Origin of the sequence: Peredibacter sp. HCB2-198 (assembly GCF_045999315.1) — a bacterium.
Taxonomy (GTDB): domain Bacteria; phylum Bdellovibrionota; class Bacteriovoracia; order Bacteriovoracales; family Bacteriovoracaceae; genus Peredibacter.
The window spans coordinates 3,326,983-3,345,781 of the sequence record NZ_CP174607.1 but is presented as its reverse complement, the minus strand read 5'-3'; the positions used below and the strand labels follow the sequence as shown (position 1 = coordinate 3,345,781).

The 18,799-nt window shown below is 44.6% G+C and carries 15 protein-coding genes; 9 read left to right on the top strand and 6 right to left on the bottom strand.

Features of this window, described 5'->3' with window-relative positions:
* Window positions 1-37: 37 nt before the first annotated feature.
* From ACJVC5_RS16885 to ACJVC5_RS16875, 3 genes are all read left to right on the top strand, one after another.
* Window positions 38-1,225, top strand: a complete 1,188-nt coding sequence (locus ACJVC5_RS16885) for a hypothetical protein (RefSeq protein WP_408096713.1) — start codon at window positions 38-40, stop codon at window positions 1,223-1,225.
* Window positions 1,210-1,740, top strand: a complete 531-nt coding sequence (locus tag ACJVC5_RS16880) for a GNAT family N-acetyltransferase (protein WP_408096712.1) — start codon at window positions 1,210-1,212, stop codon at window positions 1,738-1,740. Before ACJVC5_RS16885 ends, ACJVC5_RS16880 begins: the two co-directional genes overlap by 16 nt.
* A gap of 73 nt (window positions 1,741-1,813) precedes the next feature.
* Window positions 1,814-2,944, top strand: coding sequence for an MltA domain-containing protein (locus ACJVC5_RS16875; RefSeq protein ID WP_408096711.1), 1,131 nt, complete (start codon window positions 1,814-1,816; stop codon window positions 2,942-2,944).
* A 1-nt stretch (window position 2,945) separates the two neighbouring features.
* Here ACJVC5_RS16875 and ACJVC5_RS16870 read toward each other — a convergent pair whose 3' ends face one another.
* Both ACJVC5_RS16870 and ACJVC5_RS16865 read right to left on the bottom strand, forming a co-directional pair.
* Window positions 2,946-3,386, bottom strand: coding sequence for a hypothetical protein (locus ACJVC5_RS16870; RefSeq protein ID WP_408096710.1), 441 nt, complete (start codon window positions 3,384-3,386; stop codon window positions 2,946-2,948).
* On the bottom strand, window positions 3,383-4,153 hold the full coding sequence (locus tag ACJVC5_RS16865; protein WP_408096709.1) for a Nif3-like dinuclear metal center hexameric protein: 771 nt from the start codon (window positions 4,151-4,153) through the stop codon (window positions 3,383-3,385). Before ACJVC5_RS16865 ends, ACJVC5_RS16870 begins: the two co-directional genes overlap by 4 nt.
* 66 nt (window positions 4,154-4,219) lie before the next feature.
* Here ACJVC5_RS16865 and fbaA point away from each other — a divergent pair, with 66 nt between their 5' ends.
* The 6 genes from fbaA (at window position 4,220) to ACJVC5_RS16835 (ending at window position 13,331) form a co-directional block, all read left to right on the top strand.
* The gene (fbaA, locus tag ACJVC5_RS16860; protein WP_408096708.1) at window positions 4,220-5,284 is read left to right on the top strand and encodes a class II fructose-bisphosphate aldolase; all 1,065 of its coding nucleotides are present in this window, start codon (window positions 4,220-4,222) and stop codon (window positions 5,282-5,284) included.
* 381 nt (window positions 5,285-5,665) lie between these two features.
* A complete protein-coding gene (locus ACJVC5_RS16855; RefSeq protein WP_408096707.1) occupies window positions 5,666-7,312 on the top strand; it encodes a urate hydroxylase PuuD in 1,647 nt (548 codons plus the stop codon).
* 8 nt (window positions 7,313-7,320) lie between these two features.
* Window positions 7,321-7,638 (top strand): hydroxyisourate hydrolase, encoded by a 318-nt coding sequence (gene uraH, locus ACJVC5_RS16850; RefSeq protein WP_408096706.1) that lies wholly within the window; start codon window positions 7,321-7,323, stop codon window positions 7,636-7,638.
* 1 nt (window position 7,639) lies between these two features.
* Window positions 7,640-12,262 (top strand): serine hydrolase, encoded by a 4,623-nt coding sequence (locus tag ACJVC5_RS16845; RefSeq protein WP_408096705.1) that lies wholly within the window; start codon window positions 7,640-7,642, stop codon window positions 12,260-12,262.
* On the top strand, window positions 12,259-12,912 hold the full coding sequence (locus tag ACJVC5_RS16840; RefSeq protein ID WP_408096704.1) for a phosphatase PAP2 family protein: 654 nt from the start codon (window positions 12,259-12,261) through the stop codon (window positions 12,910-12,912). Before ACJVC5_RS16845 ends, ACJVC5_RS16840 begins: the two co-directional genes overlap by 4 nt.
* A complete protein-coding gene (locus ACJVC5_RS16835) occupies window positions 12,909-13,331 on the top strand; it encodes an AAA family ATPase (protein WP_408096703.1) in 423 nt (140 codons plus the stop codon). The genes ACJVC5_RS16840 and ACJVC5_RS16835 overlap by 4 nt, the downstream gene beginning before the upstream one ends.
* Here ACJVC5_RS16835 and ACJVC5_RS16830 read toward each other — a convergent pair.
* From ACJVC5_RS16830 to ACJVC5_RS16815, 4 genes are read right to left on the bottom strand one after another with little or no spacing between them, the layout of a single operon-like run.
* Window positions 13,315-14,193, bottom strand: coding sequence for a hypothetical protein (locus tag ACJVC5_RS16830; RefSeq protein ID WP_408096702.1), 879 nt, complete (start codon window positions 14,191-14,193; stop codon window positions 13,315-13,317). The two genes, ACJVC5_RS16835 and ACJVC5_RS16830, sit on opposite strands and share 17 nt — an antisense overlap.
* Window positions 14,171-14,944 (bottom strand): xanthine dehydrogenase accessory protein XdhC, encoded by a 774-nt coding sequence (gene xdhC, locus ACJVC5_RS16825; RefSeq protein WP_408096701.1) that lies wholly within the window; start codon window positions 14,942-14,944, stop codon window positions 14,171-14,173. Before xdhC ends, ACJVC5_RS16830 begins: the two co-directional genes overlap by 23 nt.
* On the bottom strand, window positions 14,941-17,358 hold the full coding sequence (locus ACJVC5_RS16820; protein ID WP_408096700.1) for a xanthine dehydrogenase molybdopterin binding subunit: 2,418 nt from the start codon (window positions 17,356-17,358) through the stop codon (window positions 14,941-14,943). The genes xdhC and ACJVC5_RS16820 overlap by 4 nt, the downstream gene beginning before the upstream one ends.
* Window positions 17,355-18,791, bottom strand: a complete 1,437-nt coding sequence (locus ACJVC5_RS16815; protein ID WP_408096699.1) for a xanthine dehydrogenase small subunit — start codon at window positions 18,789-18,791, stop codon at window positions 17,355-17,357. The genes ACJVC5_RS16820 and ACJVC5_RS16815 overlap by 4 nt, the downstream gene beginning before the upstream one ends.
* Window positions 18,792-18,799: the final 8 nt, after the last annotated feature.

The following is an 18,799-nucleotide window of genomic DNA, read 5'->3' as shown; positions in this document are numbered from 1 at the left end:
GGGTTCCACTTCCATAATAGGTGGAAGAGGACCTCTCGTGAATTTCGATAAGAAAAAATTAGAATCAGAACTCCCTTCTTTTTTTCCGGCACTTTTGGACGAACTCTATTTGCATGGCCATGTTCCAACTTTGGTTGGTGGTGCGGTCAGAGATTTTTTTCTTTTTGGTTCAACCGGAAAAGACTGGGACATTGAACTTTCACACGAGACCATCGCCTTTAATAAAGATCAATGGAAGCAACTTGCAAAGGACCTCTCTCGGTTTGGGAAAGTGACTTCACTTCCTTATGAGATCATTCGTCTTGAAGCAGAGGGATTTCAATTAGAGTTCTCGCCACCACGTAAAGAACACTTCGAAGAAGATAAAAACCATCACAGTAATTTTACCGCCGAGTTTATTTTTAAACTTCCTTTTGAAGAAGCGGTTCAAAGACGTGACTTCACCATCAATGCCATGGGATTTCGTTTTAAGACGAAAAAAGACATCGAGCACCTAGATCCTTTAGAGGGCCTTCGCCATCTTCGAGAAAAAGTCCTGCATTTCGCGGGGCCCGATTTTGGAAAAGATCCTGTGCGCTTTTTACGGGCCCATCGGTTTGCTGAAAAATATCAATTTCAATTCTCCCCTGAACTTAAAAAAGTTCTGGATCAGATGAGAGTAGATGGATTCACTCCAAACTATCTCTGGACTGAGATGCAGAAATCCCTTCATCAGGTTGGCTTTTTGGGGAGAATACTTAAAGAAAAAGAACGTCATCCGGAGATGAGACTTCCGCTTGATCCTTCAGTCTTGCCGAAGCTTGATGAGGTCAAAAAAGTCCTTTCAGATCCAAAACGGCACGAGGCCTGGATTGTGGCCCTTGAATGGACGGACATTCCTTATGAGAGTTGGAGAGAGTACTTTTCGGTCGGGAGTGATTCTGCCAGAAGGCTTGCCCGTTGGGCCCAAAGCTCAAAAAGTTTTCAAAAAATTCTCCCAGAGACCTTTCATGGAGAGTTTGAGGAGATTCGAGATACAGAAAATTTCGAGAAACTTTTTGATTGGTATTTCACCACCAAACAACTTCTTCAAAAAAATCCTGATCTTCCTCTGATGAAGATGATTGAAGATTATCTTCCGGATTGGATTCATCTTTACCGTTTTGAGGCCGTCAAAGATGTGAAACATATTGATCCTCCTTTCCGCGCCAAGTATCAGGTATGGAACCTATGTCAGCGTCTGTAGTTCCTTTCCTCGCAGTTAAAGATCGAGCAGAGGTTCTGCTCCAGGTAAGAGAGATCTTCTTTGAAAGCTCTACTCGCAAAGAGTTCAAAGATGAGATTGAGCGTGACGCCTTCTTTGAAAAGTACGTGGGTTTTTATTTACGTCATTACCCGGAGCTGGCCTGGGTGGGAATCCTGGGGGACAAGGTCTTAGGTTACATAGTTGCCGCACCTAAGAGTACAGACACTGAGCTATGTAAAATTCAGCCCCATTTGAAAGCATTTGAAGCACTTTTTAATGAGTATCCCGCCCACCTTCATATTAATTGTCATCATGAATCTCGCGGAATGGGACTGGGAAGTCAGTTAGTTAAGGCCTTAGAAGGGGAACTTAAAGCAAGTAAAATCGCGGGTCTTCACATCATGACTGGGTCTGATTCGGCGAATCGAAATTTCTATAAAAAGCTTGGCTTTGACTTTGAGTCGGAGCTACCGTTTCGAGGGGTACCCATTCTTTTCATGGGTAAACGTTTGTAAGAGAATAAGTTTTGACAGAGTTAGTCAGGAAATCCTAACCTAACCTTTATAACATTAATTTTGGTAGGTTCAAGTGAAGCTAATTATCGCATTTGTGGCCCTCTATTCTGGCCTCATCTTCGCCCAGGAAGTAACACCAACTGTACGCTTACAGCAGTCAGTTTCTTTTTCTGATGATCTACAATTTGAAAATTTAGATTTAGCGATTGAGCGCCAACTGGCCTCTTTCGATCGCATTGGCCTTAAAGGTCAAATCAAGTTTGGGACAAAGCTATATCCTAAAACTGTTCTAAGAGATTCTTTAGTTCTTCTTCGTGACCTCGCTAAGAAGGCCCTACTTTGCCAGAGAACAAATCCGGCCACTGCTTGCTTGGATCAGTTCAATGCGGCCATGAACTCGCAATTTGCGATCTATGTTCCGGTTGCGGGCAAAAATAAGAAACGCGCGCAAACGAAGTTCACGTCTTACTATTCTCCAGACCTTCACGGTTCACGTGTTCCAACTGAAAGATTTAAACGTGCTATTTACCGTAAACCAGAAGCACCCCACGATAACTACACACGTGTAGCGATTGATTATAAAGGTGCTCTAGCTGGCCGTGGTTACGAGATCTTCTGGGTAGAAGAGTCTTTCTATGATCTGTACCTTCTTCACGTTCAAGGCGGCGGACGTATTAACGTATTCGATGCTAACGGAAACAAAGAAGTTAAATACCTAAGTTACGACGGAAAAAACTCTCAGCCGTTCAAAATGGTTTATCACTATATGATGGCCCAGGGTTACCTTCAGCCAGGGGACGCTGGTATTCCAGGACAGCGTCGATTCTTAGAAGAGCATCCTGAAAAAGAAGAAGAAGTTTTCGGGTCTTGTCCTTCTTACGTTTACTTCAAAGAGTCTGATCAAGAACCGGTAGGACTGAATAACATTCCTTTGACTGAGAACCGCTCTCTGGCGATCGACAGTCGTATTTATAAAACAATGGGGATGATTAACTTCGTGAAAGCTGTGAAAGCGACTCACGTGGATGCAAACGGAAAAGTGGTTAAGGTTCCATTCTCTCGTTTCTTCATCTCTCAAGACACCGGTGGCGCCATTCGTGGTAACGCTCGCTGTGACCTATACTTCGGCTACGGTCCACTGGCCGAATTAACTGCTTACAATCTGAATGACTTCGGTGAGCAGTACTTCCTGATTAAAAAATAATCTATCTTAGATCTTTGTTGCGAACAGCATCTTCTTCTTTACGAAGACGATACTGTTCGCGCAGGTTGTGATGAAGGCGATTAAGTTCACCAATCTGTTCTTCATGGTATTGTCTGAGCTTTTGGAATTCTTCCCGGTCAGCACCCTCGTAGTCCTTTAACTTTTTAAATTCTTCCACTTCAAGACGCATTTGTTCCAGCATACGCTGCCTGCGAAAATTGAGATCGCCGACGAGTTTCTCTTCATTGGCAAATTGATGGGGATCAGCGGGAGAGTATTCCGAGGGAAGTCCTTTTTCAAAATCACTTTCATAGGGAGGATTTACGGCCTTACCGACGATTCTATCCATGAGGCCCTTGGCCCCTTTACCATCTTGGTTACCTTCATAGATGAGGTAACCCAGAATGAGAAAGAAGAGAATGAGAGGCAGGTCTTTTTTCAAGCTGGATTTTCCGAATCAAAGAAAGTGACTTCCATATCAGGTAAGTCTTTCTTCACTCGATTCATAAGCGCGATGGTGCCGAATCTCTCAGTGGCGTGGTGGCCACCGGCATAGTAGTGAATGCCGGCTTCAATGGCATCATGCCAGTTGTACTCCGAGATTTCACCCGTGAGATAAGCATCAAGGCCATCTTCCAGAGACTTGATCCATTCATTGTTGGCCCCACCGGTGATGATACCGATGGATTTCACTTTTTTATTTTCATCGGGAGAGGCGAGAATCACCTGATGATTGAGAATCTTAGCGAGTTTTGTTTTTAGTTCTAAAGCTGTAAGAGGAGTTGTGAATTCGCCCTTAATCCCTAGAGGCTGGCGTTTATGAAGGGCGAATGGGGCCTGGTTTGATAGACCCAGTTCATTGGCCACTGCGGCCGCATTTCCCACTTCAGGATGAGCATCCAGAGGAAGATGGTAGGCGAAAAGATTCAGATCATTTTTGACACAAAGTTTAACTCTTTCTCCCCAGCCACCAGTTATGGTGCGGGCCCCTTGATGCTTCCAAAAAATACCGTGATGCACTACCAGACCATCAGCGCCCCAGGCAATTGCCTTTTGAATTGAATCCTGAGTGGCAGATACTGCGAATGCGAGACGTTTCAGAGTGGTTTTACCATCAACCTGAAGACCATTCGGAGCATAGTCCTCGAAGAGTCCTGGAGTCAGGAGTTGATTAAAGTAGTTAACAAGGTTTAATTGCGTCTGTGCCATAGCGATTCCTTTTCAATACATCCTGATTTTAATACAATTTTTCAGTCTTAAACAAAGGATTCGATCATGAAATTTAAACCAGGAATTGTTTATGGTAAGGCCCTGCAGGATCTTTACCAATACGCCAAAGAAAACAAATTCGCGCTCCCTGCGGTTAACGTTGTTGGTACGAACTCTGTAAACGCTGTGCTTGAGACTGCTAAAGCGGTGAACTCGCCAGTGATCATCCAATTCTCTAACGGTGGTGGCCAATTCTTTGCCGGTAAAAGTTTAAAACTTGATAACGATAGAGCGGCCGCACTTGGTGCCATTTCTGGTGCTCACCACATTCATATGATGGCCGAGGCCTATGGTGTGCCGGTTGTGGTTCACACCGATCATGCGGCTAAAAAACTTCTTCCATGGATTGATGGAATGCTTGATGCGGGTGAGGCCTACTACAAAACTCATAAGAAACCTCTTTTCTCTTCTCACATGCTGGATCTTTCAGAAGAGTCACTTGAGGAGAACGTAGAAATTTCTGCTAAATACTTTAAGCGCATGAATGCCATTGAAACCGGTATTGAGATTGAGCTTGGTGTGACTGGTGGAGAGGAAGATGGCGTTGATAACTCTGGAATCGACAGTTCTAAACTTTATACTCAACCGGAAGACGTGGCCTATGCTTACTCTCATCTGCGCGAGATTGGTTCAAACTTCTCGGTGGCCGCTTCATTCGGTAACGTTCACGGGGTTTATAAGCCAGGTAACGTAAAACTATCTCCGATCATTCTTCATAACTCGCAAGAGTTCGTGCAGAAGAAATATGGCACTGGTGTGAAGCCGGTTAATTTCGTTTTCCACGGTGGTTCAGGTTCACTTCAATCTGAAATCCGTGAAGCGATTGACTACGGTGTGATCAAGATGAACATCGACACGGATATGCAGTGGGCGATGTGGGAAGGGATTAAGAACTTCTACAAAGAAAAAGAAGCCTACCTTCAAGGGCAGCTTGGTAACCCTGAAGGTCCGGAAGCTCCTAACAAGAAATACTACGATCCACGTGTATGGCTTCGTAAGGGTGAAGAGAACTTCGTGAAGCGCTTAAAAGTGGCGTTCGAAGATCTGAACAACGTAAATCGTAACGGTTAAGATCGTCTTACCTGGCACCTTTTGGACATTGTGTTCAGTTAAAAATAGTTCTAGAATGAAAAAATAAATAGGTGGGGATATGCTCTCAACATATCCCCTAAAGCCTGCTAACTAAATCTTAAAACTACAACAAGTTGTAGGATAAGAAGAATTAGCAGTAACACCCTAATTATTTCCTCCATGAAACTCCTTTATTCAAGGCGCCCTTAATTGGGCGTCATGGAGTAACTCCTGCCTTATACATTTTCAAAAAAATTCCTTCGATTAATTCCAACGCAACCTCAGCGCAAACTTTAGATTTGAAACGAAGCCTCTAGAATTTTGCATTCTATTTCCAAATTTGATTAAATATCACTCTTATTTGATCAAGCTGAGGAAACCATGAATCAAGATTTGTTCGATTGGATTTTGTTACTCGCTCGCTGGCTTCACATCACCGTCGCGGTGACTTGGATTGGAACTTCCATTTTCTTTATGTGGCTTGATCGAAGCTTCGAAAAAAATCCCGACTCTAAAAATGCCGGACATGTTGGTGAAGTATGGATGGTTCACGGTGGTGGCTTTTATCACGTGGAAAAACTTCTAATGGGGCCCACCAAAGTGCCGGAGCGACTTCACTGGTTTAAATGGGAATCTTACTGGACCTGGATGAGTGGGATGTTTTTGATCGTACTTATTTTCTATACCGGTGACGGAACTTTCCTCTTGGATGAGATGGTTTCCAAGATCACTTATTGGCAAGGGGTAGGGATCAGCTTATTCACTATTTTTGGTTCGTGGTTTTTCTACGATAGCGTTTGGGAGAATCAATTCATTCGTTCTAAACCAATTGTGGGACATATTCTTACGATGGTGTGGCTGGTGGGGATGTCGTATTTTCTTTGTCACACTCTAAGCGGTCGTGCGGCCTACATTCACATCGGTGGGATGATGGGGACCTGGATGACGGCCAATGTTTTTATGCGAATTATCCCTCGCCAGGTTTTAATGGTTGAGGCATCGAAGAAAGGTGAGCCTGTAAACCAGGACTGGGGAAAGAACGCTAAAAATCGTTCTACTCACAATACTTATCTGACGTTGCCGGTGATTTTTATCATGCTTTCAAATCACTTCCCGAATACCTACGGGCATGAATACAACTGGCTTATCTTGCTTTTAATCAGTGCTGGTGGAGCGGCGATTCGCGAGTACTTTGTGGTTAGATTGCAAAACCCTAAACGTTCTATGACGGCCGCTGTAGTGGGGATCGCTCTTATCGCCGGTGTGATTGTCTTCTCGCAACCAGATACAGGAACTACCACTGTGGTTGATACCCATATTCATGAACCTGAACAGTCCGCGGCCATGCCAGTGGAAGTGAAAGTTGAAGAAGTAAAACCGTCGGCATCAACCAATTCGAAGACTTTTGATGTGAAAGGTTTGGTGACTTTTGATGGAACACCTCCAAGAGGAAAAAAACTCAATCTTCCGGCCGGTTGTCAAAGACCAGGGGAAGGTGAGGTTTATTCAAATGAAGTCATAGTGAATGATGGGAAAGTGGAAAATGTGCTCGTAAGAGTCATTAAAGGCCAGGAAGGAAAAGATCCAGGGGCCGTGCCGACTTCTGAAGTTGAACTCGATCAAAAAGGCTGCATGTATCACCCACGTGTGGCGGCCGCTCGTGTCGGTCAGAAAGTGACCTTCATTAACTCAGACCCTATTTTTCACAACGTCCGATCAGTTACGAAAGAGAATCAGAAATTTAATATGGCCATGCCAAAGAAGAATCAGCGTGAGACCAAGGTCTTCACAAAACCTGAGATCTTTTTGCAGGCCAAGTGTTCGGTTCATCCATGGATGGGGGCCTATGTGGCGATCATGGATCATCCTTTTTATGACGTAACAGATGCAAAAGGTGAATTTACCCTGCCGAAGCTTCCAGTAGGGCATTATACTATTGAGGCCTGGCATGAGGTCTTTGGAACAACAACTCAAGAAATTGATGTGACTGATAAGGGCGTACCTTCATTGGCACTCAAGTTTAAATAAGAGGAACTATGATTAGCACTCACATTCTAGACACAACAAAAGGTGTGGCGGCAAAAGACGTGGCCGTGACGCTGGAAAAACAAGAAGGAACTTCTTGGAATAAAATCGCCACTGATAAAACCAATGCTGATGGAAGAATCGTTTTTGATTGTCCGAAGGTGGCGGGTGTTTATCGCTTAACATTTATGGTGGAAGATTACTTCAAAGGTGAAGAGCATTTCTTCATGAATACTCCCATCATCTTCAATATCAAAAATACTGAAAGAAAATATCACGTACCGATGCTCTTAAATCCGTACGGTTATTCGACATACCGAGGGACATAACTTGAAATCTGAAATTCCATATTACGACGATTATATTTCTCCAGAGATTAAGGCCCATCTTTTAAAGGCGGCAAAACCTGTCCCTGGAACGGAAGGTTTAATGCAAGTCGGAGAGTCGGGTGGACTTGAATCCACTGAGTCTTTGCGTTTTTTGTGCGAACTCTATGAAGCGGTTAAAGATGAGTTGAATCTTGTTCTTAAACGACGTAACCGTGACCGCAAGTTTATTGATGAGCGTGTGAAGGCCATGGCTACTTTCAACAAGGACTTTAAGCGGGACTATCTTTCTTGTGATTATAAAACAGTCCTAGGTCTTGAAGATGGAGAGGGCCGCATTGTTTTTGGCCCAAAGACTCCTAACTATGCTCGTCCTGGTGGAAAAGCCATTGCAAATATTCCGGAGTTCCTCCGTGGTCCACATGTGACCCTTTTTGGTCCTCCAGATTCAGCGAAACTTTCCATCAATGCCATGAATGCCTATCACCGAAAGCTTAAAGATGAGCCGGAGATTGTGCGTGAACTTCTTTCAACTCATGATTCACTTCCAAAATGGGGAGCGGATGATGAAGATTCGAAGACTCCTCTTCGCGAAGATTTAATTTCGGCGGGAGTGAATCTCACTAAGTGCTTAGATGGCAATCTTTCTCTTGAAGAGAACGGTAAAAAATATGAGTTGGAGAAAGAAAAACTTTCTCTTCCTATTAAGCGGTTTCCGGGATTGGCACTTCCATGCTTCTTCTTGTTCTATAAAGAGCAACCGATTCCACTTCATCTTTATGACTTCGCTCTTCACTTCTTCCGCAATTGGCACAATGAAAAGGCCCTGGCCTTCTACGTTCCAAAACTCGAGAACGAAGAAGAGGCGCGATACATCCGAATCATGCTGGAAGCGGCGGAAAAACTTTTAAAGAAAACCTATCCTACCTATGCCGTAGGAAGTATTCGTCTCATGATTGTATTAGAAAATCCTCGCGCGGTTTTCCGGGCTCATGAAATCATGGACGAGTTGTATCCGTACTTTGTGGGTGCTTCTCTTGGTTGGCATGATTACCTCGCGAGTACTGCTCGACTCTTTAAGGAAGATGCAAACTATCGCATCCCGGTGAAGGCCGATCCGGACATTGTGATTAAGTACATTAAGGCCTCTCATGATCTTCTGGCGGAAGTGGTGGGATCTCGTGGAGGAATTAAAGTCGGTGGGATGTATGGCATTCTTCCGACATCAAATGATCTCCGTTCACCTTCCTATCAGGTCACCATTAAAGGTTATATTCGAGACGTGATCACACAGATGAAGCGTGATCTTTCTGGTTTCTGGGTGGCGCATCCGGATTTCGTGAGATTGGGTCTGGCCTTTGTGGAAGCGTGGAAAATTCATAAGAAAGGAGATTCGTCAAAATTAGAAACATTAGTGAAGTCTCTCTTGGATGAAAAGTATCACAAAGAAATTTTGGATTTTATTCACGGCCCGGACATTCAAGGGCTGGACAAGAACGATCCGATGTATGCTCGCTCTCTAATTGTGGCCGATCTTAAAGAATCAAATTTCATTGCCAATAATCACCCGGAAGAAGTTCGCTATAACGTTTTTCAATCTCTTCAGTACATCACGGACTGGTTATCTGGGAATGGGTGTGTGGCCCTTCCTGCCTTGGTGGCCAATACTCCAGTGAGAGTGATGGATGATCTGGCGACAGCTGAACGTTCTCGTTGGGAAGTTTGGCATGAGATTCGTCACGGACGCTTTAAATTGGAAGAGTTCTTAAAGATCGCTCATGAAGAGCTAAATTTTATCCGCAAAGACAAATCGAACGATAAAAAAATTGTGCAAGTGAAATGGGACGAGAGAACCGAGAAGTGGTACCCGGTGGCCATGAACCTCATGATTAAACTGATGACGGATCCGGAACCAGTGGAATTTGCGACTCAGTTGTTTTTACCATTTACCATTCCGGCGGTCAGGGAAGCAAAGGATCCGTGGACGTTTGTAACAGAGATGGATTCCGAGAAGTTTAAGATTGATTCTTATATCAAACGCTTCAATTACTTTTTTGAAATGTGCGGGTCTCTTCGATTTGCTTCGGAGAAGGCGCGGTTGGCGACCGCTGACGTAAAGATGTGCGAGAACTTGGTGAAGTCTTTTACCAAGTCAGACATTCTGGAAGCGGCCTCTTTCCACGGGGACATTGGAGAAAATAAAAAGACCCTGGATAAACTTGCAAGCTCTGAGCAATCAAAAGTCCTGACTGAAGATGAATCCGTTCGTCAGGAACTTCGTGATCTGGGTGCTCAGTATCTTGGAAAATTTGGAATGAAATTCCTCGTGAGTGCCCAAGGAAAGTCCGGCAAAGAACTTCTGGCACTACTTAAAGAACGCATCAATAATCCTGAAGAAAAAGAAATTGAAAATGCTCGTTATGCTCTCTGGGAAATCACCGAGAAGCGCATGAAGGGCCATCCTTTGAATGATCTTTATACGCGCTTAGAGAACGCTTACAAAAAGCACGGAATTAAAGACGCTCAGGTCACTATCATGACGGGGAACGGTCACCAGAACATCGTGTTCGGCAAGGCCAAGACCACCACTTGGTTTGAGATGGCCTCCCTTAGTAAAACCGTAGGAAGTGCTTTTGCCATCGAATACTTTAAGAAAAAAGGCATAGCACTTAATTCTTCAGTTAATGATTTTCTTCCTGATTTGAATCTCGATCCTAAAGTCACGATTGCTCATCTTATGAGTCACTGTGCACTTAATCTTCATTACGTGAATGGAGTTCCGGCCAATCGCAAAATGCCAAAGATTTCAGAGTTTCTGAAAGGGAACGCGGAATATGGTTATGAACCAGTTCGTGTCGTGAATACACCAGGTGAGAGGTTTCAATATTCGGGTGGTGGGTTTTTAGTCCTTGAGCACTTAATTGAAACGTTAGAGAAGAAATCCATCTTTGATCTTACTCGTCCATTCCTGGATAAGTTAGGAATGAAGGACTTCTCTTTTCAGCAAGAGACACTTCCAGGGGTGGAGTACGCTCACGGATTTAAGGATAATGGAGACGAAATCGAAGGAACTCGTAAGATGTTCCCGGCCTTCGCTGCCGGTTCTATGGGAACAGCGGACGCCATGGCAAAATTTCTTGAACACATGGAAGAGGCCTACTGGAATCTTAATGGTTCTGGCCCAATTTCTCACGATACCGCAAGACTCATGCTTCATGGAACCGACAAGGGCTGTATGAAGTTTATGGGTGTGAAGATGGGTCTGGGGGTCTTCGTTGGAGAAGCAGGTCCGAATAAATTTATGATTCACCAAGGGGCCAATGATGGCTTCCGCTGTATCTTCTTACACTGCTATTTTGGGCCGGATCGTGGCAAAGGTGTAGTGGCACTCGCGAACTCCGATTTAAAGGGTGTGCTCTTTAATGCAGAAGCGACCCAAGACATTTTAAAGGTTCTGGAATTCCAGGGTGTGGACTTTTCGAAATTTAAAACGACGTTTACTGCGGACAAGATTCCTCAAGAGCAGATTGTGAACATGGGTTACAAGAATCTGGTGTTCGATGCCTTCCTTAAAACTCGTCCAGAACCAATCATTGAAAGAGGTCCGATGGATCCTCTTGCTCCTTTTAACATCGGAGTAGGGTCTACGGTAGTAGAAGTTTCCAACGAACTTTTCGCTCGAGCGGACAACCTTTTTAGTGATCATCTTCCAAAGTTTGATCCCGAACTTTTCGGGAAGCAAGGAAAGGTCATGGATAGTTGGGAGACTGTTCGTCACAATCAAGCGGGTGTCGATACACTTACGTTTGAGTTAAAGAAACCGGCAAAAGTTAATTATGTTCTTCTTTCGACGAAGTATCACTTTGGTAATCACGCTCCGGCCGTGAGAATTGAGGGACTGGTGGATGGTGAGTGGGTGGAACTCGTTCCAAAAATGGAAATGGAAGGACACTCCGAAGTACGAATTAAACTTCCGAAAACAAGTGGCGTGGTGACACAAATCCGTGCCTCACAATATCCGGATGGAGGTTTTACTCGTCTGGGCCTTTACACTGATCTTCCGGAAACTGAGAAAGCGACCTTTGACGGAAAGATGCGCTCTTATGAAGAGAAAATTCCTCAGACCAAAAAGCCACTGAACATTAAGTATGAAGTGACAGAGGCCGAGATCAAAAAGAATTGGTTGTCCCTTCATGAGGGTGATGAGTTCAATAACGCCAGTGTTGCCTTAGGGGCCAAAATGCTTAAGGCCACTAATGAACATTACAGTCCAGCTTCTCAGGTAATTTCACCATTTGCTCCAATTAATATGTTTGATGGTTTGGAATCGGCCCGTAGTCGAAAGCTAGGTGGTTGTGAAGAAGTCACTATTCAACTTGCTAAACCCGCTAAAATTCATCGCGTGGAAACGGATTACACCTACTATGTAAACAATAATCCTTACGAGTTCTCGTTAGAGGGACTTACAGAGGGGAAATGGATCACAATTATCCCTAAACAAAATGTGAAGGCGTTTGCTGGTCATATTCAAAGTTTTGAGATAAACCGTCCGGAAATCTTCTCACAAGTTAAGATCCAAGCCTGGCCTTGTGGGGGAATGAACCGTATTAAGGTGTTCTCGAAATGAAGCAACTGATTCTTGTTCTGAGTTTAATTTGGTTTCTCCCGGTATGGGCCCAGGACCTGACTTATTTAAGTCCAGATAGTATTGATCTTAATTTGATCCCAGCTCCACCGGCCGTTAACTCAGAAGAAGATCTCGCTGATCTGGCGGAAGTGCTTCGTTGGCAAACTGTTCGCACCGAGGCCGATTGTGCGAAGTCCGCATTTGAATCCGAAGGTTTTGCCACTTCATTTTTTGGCCCTCCTTATGGCCCATTAACACAAGCAGAGGCCCAGAAGTTAGTCGCTCTTCAAGAAGTTCTTTTTAAAGAAGTAATGATCTTCTCGCGCGTGAAAAAAGATGAATGGGGCAGAGTGAGACCTTATAATCGTGATCCTCGTATCGTTCCTTGCGTGAGAAGGCCTCGTTCGCTTTCTTATCCTAGTGGCCACACTACCATTGCTTACGTTGCGGCAAAAACTTTCTCACTGATTTATCCAGAAAAAGCGGAAGCGTTTGATCAGCGCGCGAAAGAAATTTCTCTTGGCCGCGTGATCGGTGGAGTTCATCACCCTCTGGATACTGTGGCCGGAAAAGTCATGGGAGAGATGATCTTTGAAAGTTTAATCAAGTCACCAAAATTTTTGGATGATGTAAAGGCCCTGACGAAATGAATATCGTTTTGATTGGCGCTCCGGGATCGGGAAAGACTTGGCTCGCGACTCAGCTCTCCGCCAAATTAAATCTTCATCATATTGAAGCAGATCAGATCTTTTGGAACGGAGGGGATCTTCGTTCTGAAGTTCAAAAATTAACTGACGTTGATAACTGGGTCTTTGAAGGACATATCTCTAAGGTCTCTGATGTGGTTCTGCCAAAGGCAGACAAGGTGATTGTGGTGGAGCACCCGGAGTTCTTTAGTCTTGTTCGTTCCATCAAGCGTGATTGGAGAAATTTCAAAAAGGTCTACTTCAATATTCAAAACTACGAAAAGATGCGCACTCGTCGTGATGAGATCATTGGTTCTCTGGATGATGTTATCTACTGGCAGAGCGGAACGCCGATTCAGTCTTTAATTAAAAAACTTTCCTGATCTTTTCTAAAGCGACCTTGCAGCCTTCAGCAAAGGCATGAAAGCGTCCATTTTCTAAACGAGCAAGCCATCTATCTAAGGTGAGTGTTCTTGAAAAATAGAAGAACATAAAACCAATGGCAATGGGACGCATGAGATACCAAACGATCTCGCCGATTTCGTATTGAGAGAAATAAAGAAAAAGAGTCGTTCCTGCTAAAGACAAAAGAAAGATTGGCCTCAATAGGTCTTTTAAAGCGAGGACCAGAGGATTTCCTGTGACGGGTGTTTTGGCCTTTGCAAAGCCCGCAAAGCTGTCCTGATAGTCTGATCTGCCCTTGGTTTTCCAGGCCATCAGGGCCAGAACCATTCCTGCGATGGCCTTGACCGCGATGAATCCGACAAAGAGCCATAGGAGATTTTCTGCCTTGATCCCGTGATACTGAAAAGTCTTTTGATACAAAAACTCAGCGGCGTTAATGATCTCATTTCCAAAGAAAAGATAATAAGTAACCAGCGGTTGAATGAATGACCAGAAAGAAAGAAGAACCATACCTAAGGAGAGACCAATGGGGTTAATGCCAAAAAGAGTTCCGATATAGAAAAGAAGTCCCTGCATCGAAAGACTCAGCATAGGACCCAGTTTTTTACCGGCGGGAGAGAGAGATTTCAAAACCGCCGCAATATTAGAAACTCCGTAAGTAAGACTGCGATCATTTGAAAGAATCGCTACTCGACAAAGAAGAAAACCTTGGTTGAGAGAAAGTATGTGCCCTGCAAACGGAATATATAAAGAATGCAGTAAAGACCCAAGTCCGATTTCAATTATTGAAAGTAGAGCTCCATAGTTTCCAAGAATTTCAATTTTGCGTTTTTGATCCATCTCTTACCTGTAACAACTCTGCCACAATACTGATTGCCATTTCATAGGGCTGATTGGTGCCAATCGGAAGTCCCATAGGAACGCGAAGTTTTTTCAAAAACTCGTCTGAGACACCCATCTCTTTAAGCTCTCTTCTAATCTTAATGCCTTTAATATCGCTCCCGATGACTCCCACGTAAGGACAGTCCGGAGCGTGTTTCGCAATTTCATAAAGAATCGGCACATCGTGAGCATGGCCCATGGTCATGCTCATAAAATAACAGTTAGGTGAGAAGGTATTTACCATGTCCTTGGGTGTGGGATGATGAATGCCTTTCACTCCTTCTAGTTTTGCCACCCATTCTTCACGAGAGTCCACACAGGTGACTGAACAATTAAGTTTTGAAAGAACTCTTGTGAGAGCTTGTGCCACATGGCCCGCACCAAAAATCACGATGGGCCAGCTGCTTTGATGATGATGTTCAAACAGCATCACCACTTCGCCACCACAACTCATGCCAATATCTTTTTGAAGATTCCAAACCACTGATTCAGGTGGAACTTGTTCACCTTTTAAAATCTCTTGCGATTTCTTGATGGAGGCCATCTCAACTTTACCACCGCCAACGGTGCCGTAATAGAGTCCGTCTTTCGTGACCAGCATCTTGGCCCCAATGTCCTGAGGGGCAGAGCCGCGAACGCCGGTCATGGTCACCATCACAAATGAGATGCCTTCACTCGTTAATTTTTGACAAGCTTCCCAAATGGTCATCGTTCCCACTCCTTGAATTTCTCTGGCATGATTTCGCGAAGAACATTTTCTGATGTGGCCGGAATTCTAATTCCTGGATAGTCCACTTGAAAGTGCGGAAGGTAAGAAAGAGCATTGGTCACAGCAGTCCAAGCACTCAAGGCAAGAAGGAGTGGAGGTTCACCCACCGCCTTTGTTCCGCGAACGTTGGCATAGTTTTCATCGTTCTCGAGAAGCTCCACTTTAAAAGTGCGTGGAATGTCCTGAACGTTTGGAATTTTGTAAGTACTAGGTGCATGAGAAAGGAGGAGCCCTTGATCGTTATAGAACAAGTTCTCTGTGGTGACCCAACCTAGACCCTGAATAAAAGCGCCCGTCACCTGGCCCACATCCAGATCATGGTTCACTGGACGACCGAGATCCATCAAAATATCAGTGCGAAGAACTTTGACTTCTCCTGTATGGCGATCAAGACTTACCTCTGAACAAGCGGCCCCTTGTGTGAAATACAAGAAAGCATCTCCCTGGCCCGTCATCTTGTTAAATTCAATGCCCGGAATTTTATAGAAGGCATAATCACTTAAAGAAACACGATTCAGATAAGCTTCCAGGATAAGATATTTGAATTCAATCTTCTTATCCAAGTGCTTGGGGTGGAACACCCATCCATCTTGGAATTCCATTTCAAAGTATTTGGCGACTCCTGATTCCCATTCCGCTCCGGCATTCGGATCATTCTCGTCCAGATTCGGAGTATCGAGCATCACTTCTGGTTGGGTGCCAAGGCCCGCGGTTTTTGAGGCCCATTTATCTTTTGGAATATCTAATAGTTTAAGTGCCAGTTCACTTAGACGCTTCTTGATCTTCCGAGTGGCAAGAAGAGCGGCAGCACCGTTGATATCTGTTCCTGAGGAGGCGGCGGTTGGTGAGGTGTTGGCGTTCTTGTCCGTTCTAGTTGGCATCACACGAGCTGCAGTTCGCGGAAGACCAAGTTCAGTGGTTACCATCTCAGCAATGCGCGCATTCACTCCCTGGCCCATTTCAGTCGCCCCAGTGGCGATTTGAAGGCTCCCATCATTATGAACAATCACCAGAGCGTTCCCTTGATTCAGGAATCTGGTGGTGAAGGAAATCCCGAACTTCACAGTGGTCAGTGAGAGGCCACGGATAAAGTCTTTGTTCTCTTTATTAAATTTTGTGATCTCCTGACGGCGCTTTCGGTAATCGGATTTATTTTCTAGCTCGTTTACGAGGCGATCAAGCACGTTATTTTCAACCAGCTGACCGTAGTGAGTCGTATTTCGGCCATCTACATCTGAGTACAAGTTGATCTTACGGACATCAAGGGGATCTTTTTTAAGATAGTGAGCAATTGCCTCGATAATTTTTTCGGCCGTCGCCACTCCTTTAGGTCCACCAAAGCCACGGAAAGCAGTGTGAGAGTGGTGATTGGTTTTACAAACTTGTCCCACCACACGCATATGGGGAATGAAGTAAGAGTTATCAGAGTGAAGCATCGCTCGCTCCATAATGGAAGTCGAGAGATCCGCGTAGGCGCCGGCATCGGAGAAGAGCTTTATGTCCATGGCAAGAATTTTTCCATGCTCATCAAAGCCCACTTTGTATTCATTCTCAAACGGGTTTCGTTTTCCCGTCATGATCATGTCATCGTCTTTGGTAAGACAAATGCGTACCGGACGTTTTAATTTCATGGCACAAAGAGCGGCCATGGCAGCAAAAGGCGCGGCCTGAGATTCTTTACCGCCGAATCCACCACCCATGCGTTTCACCTGGCAAACCACATCGTTGTCCGGAAGGCCCAAAGCGTGGGCCACCACGTGCTGAGTTTCCGTTGGATGCTGACTTGATGAATGAATTTCAATTTGTCCATCTTCTAACGGATAGGCGATAGACACCTGACTCTCAAGATAGAAGTGATCGTGACCTTGAATCACGATATTTCCTTCCAGAGTGTGCGGAGCCTTTTTCATTTCTTCATCCACGTTTCCGCGTTCAATGGTGCGGGCCGGGATGATGAAAGATTCGTGTTTGCGTGCTTCTTGAATACTCATGATCGGAGCAAGGTCCGTGTACTCAATGATCGTTTTATGTTTTGCCCTTTGGGCCGCCTCGATCGAAGTTGCCACGATGAGAGCGATTCCTTCTCCTGCGTATTGAACCTTATCTGTGGCGAGGAGAGGTTGATCCTTAAAGATCGTTCCCCACATATTGTGAGCAAAGTCATGGCCCGTGAAGACCGCCACCACTCCCGGTTGCTTCAAGACTTCCGTGAAGTCCACCCGTTTAATAAGAGCATGGGCACGAGTCGAGAAGAACACATCCACAAAGAGTTCGTTCTTCATGATAGGGCGATCGTCTACGAATTCACTTTCCCCGCACACATGGGTGTGGGCATAGTCGTGTGGTAAACTCATACGCTCACCTCCGAGAAGAAGCGGCGGAAGAGATTTTCAACCAGCACATGTCGGTAGGCACTTGTGGCCCTGACATCACTTAGAGGTTTAAATTCTGCGTGGAGTTCTTTGACCGCGAGATTGATATCAAAATTCTTTTTGAGAAACTCTTCAGTCTTTACAAAACGAAGAGGAGTGGCCGCGACACCACCGGCCGCGATGGTAATGTCTTTAATTTCTTTTTTAGAATCATCTTTCCACTCTAGATTCACCGCCAGGTTTACCGCAGAGATGTCCAGGTCTTTTCGGTTAGAGTTCTTGTAGAAACGAACCGCCGCACTTTTTGCAGGGATTTTAAACTTAATGCCGGTCACAACGTCACCTTGTTTAAGATCCGTTTTTCGATAAGCGAGGAAAAACTTTGAAAGGGGAACTTCACGCTTCCCTTGTGGCCCCATGATGCAAACATCTGCGTTTAAGGCGAGAAGTGCTGGAGGAGTATCACCAATCGGAGAGGCGTTTGCGATATTACCAACAATGGTTCCTACGTTCTTAATTTGAGGAGAAGCAAAAATATCCAGGTAGTTCGCGAACTCTGGCATTTTGTCTTTAATAAAATGTCTGAACTCAGAATGAGTCACGCGGGCACCAAGATGAACTTCACCATTCTTCTCTGTCACATTATAGAGATCCCGAATCAGATGCAGGCTTAAGACCTTGTTGATCTTAATCTTGCGCTTATTGTGAACCACTCCTAGATCCGTGGTCCCGCCAATAATACGAATCTCGGGATCAGTTAGAAGGTAGTTAATCGCCTCTTCCAGAGTTTTCGGAGCAAAGAAAGAAAACTCTTCTCCCTCAATACTCACTCCTTCATTGAAGGCCTGGATCAGATCTACTTCTTGTTTTTCCGAATAATATCTTTTCTTAATGCTTTCGCATTTTTTTAAATCAATATCCAAGGCGGCATTGATAATGCCCTGGTAACCGGTACAACGACAAAGGTTTCCAGTCATACAGTTCTTGGCCTCTTGGGCATCAATTGTTTTTTCTTTCTTCTCAAGTTTTTCTTCCACCAGACCCGTGAGGGCCATGACAAATCCAGGTGTACAGAAGCCACATTGAGAGCCGTGACACTGAACCATTGCTCGTTGAGTTTCGTGAAGGATGCCTTCTTTTTTAAGAGCGTCCACGGAGACGATACTTGAACCATCTAATTGTGCCACCAAGGTGATACAAGAATTTATGGGTAAGTAATTTTGGGTGTCAGTACCAGGAATGTGAGGGAAGTAGCGCAGAACCGAGCAGGCCCCACAGTCTCCTTCAGCACAAACAATTTTGGTCCCGGTCAGACTCTCTTCGTAACGAAGAAATTCTGCCAGCATCATTGAGGACTTTTCGGCACCCACTTCATGACGATTTCCATTGAGGTAGAAAACAATCTTCTTTCTCATATTAACCC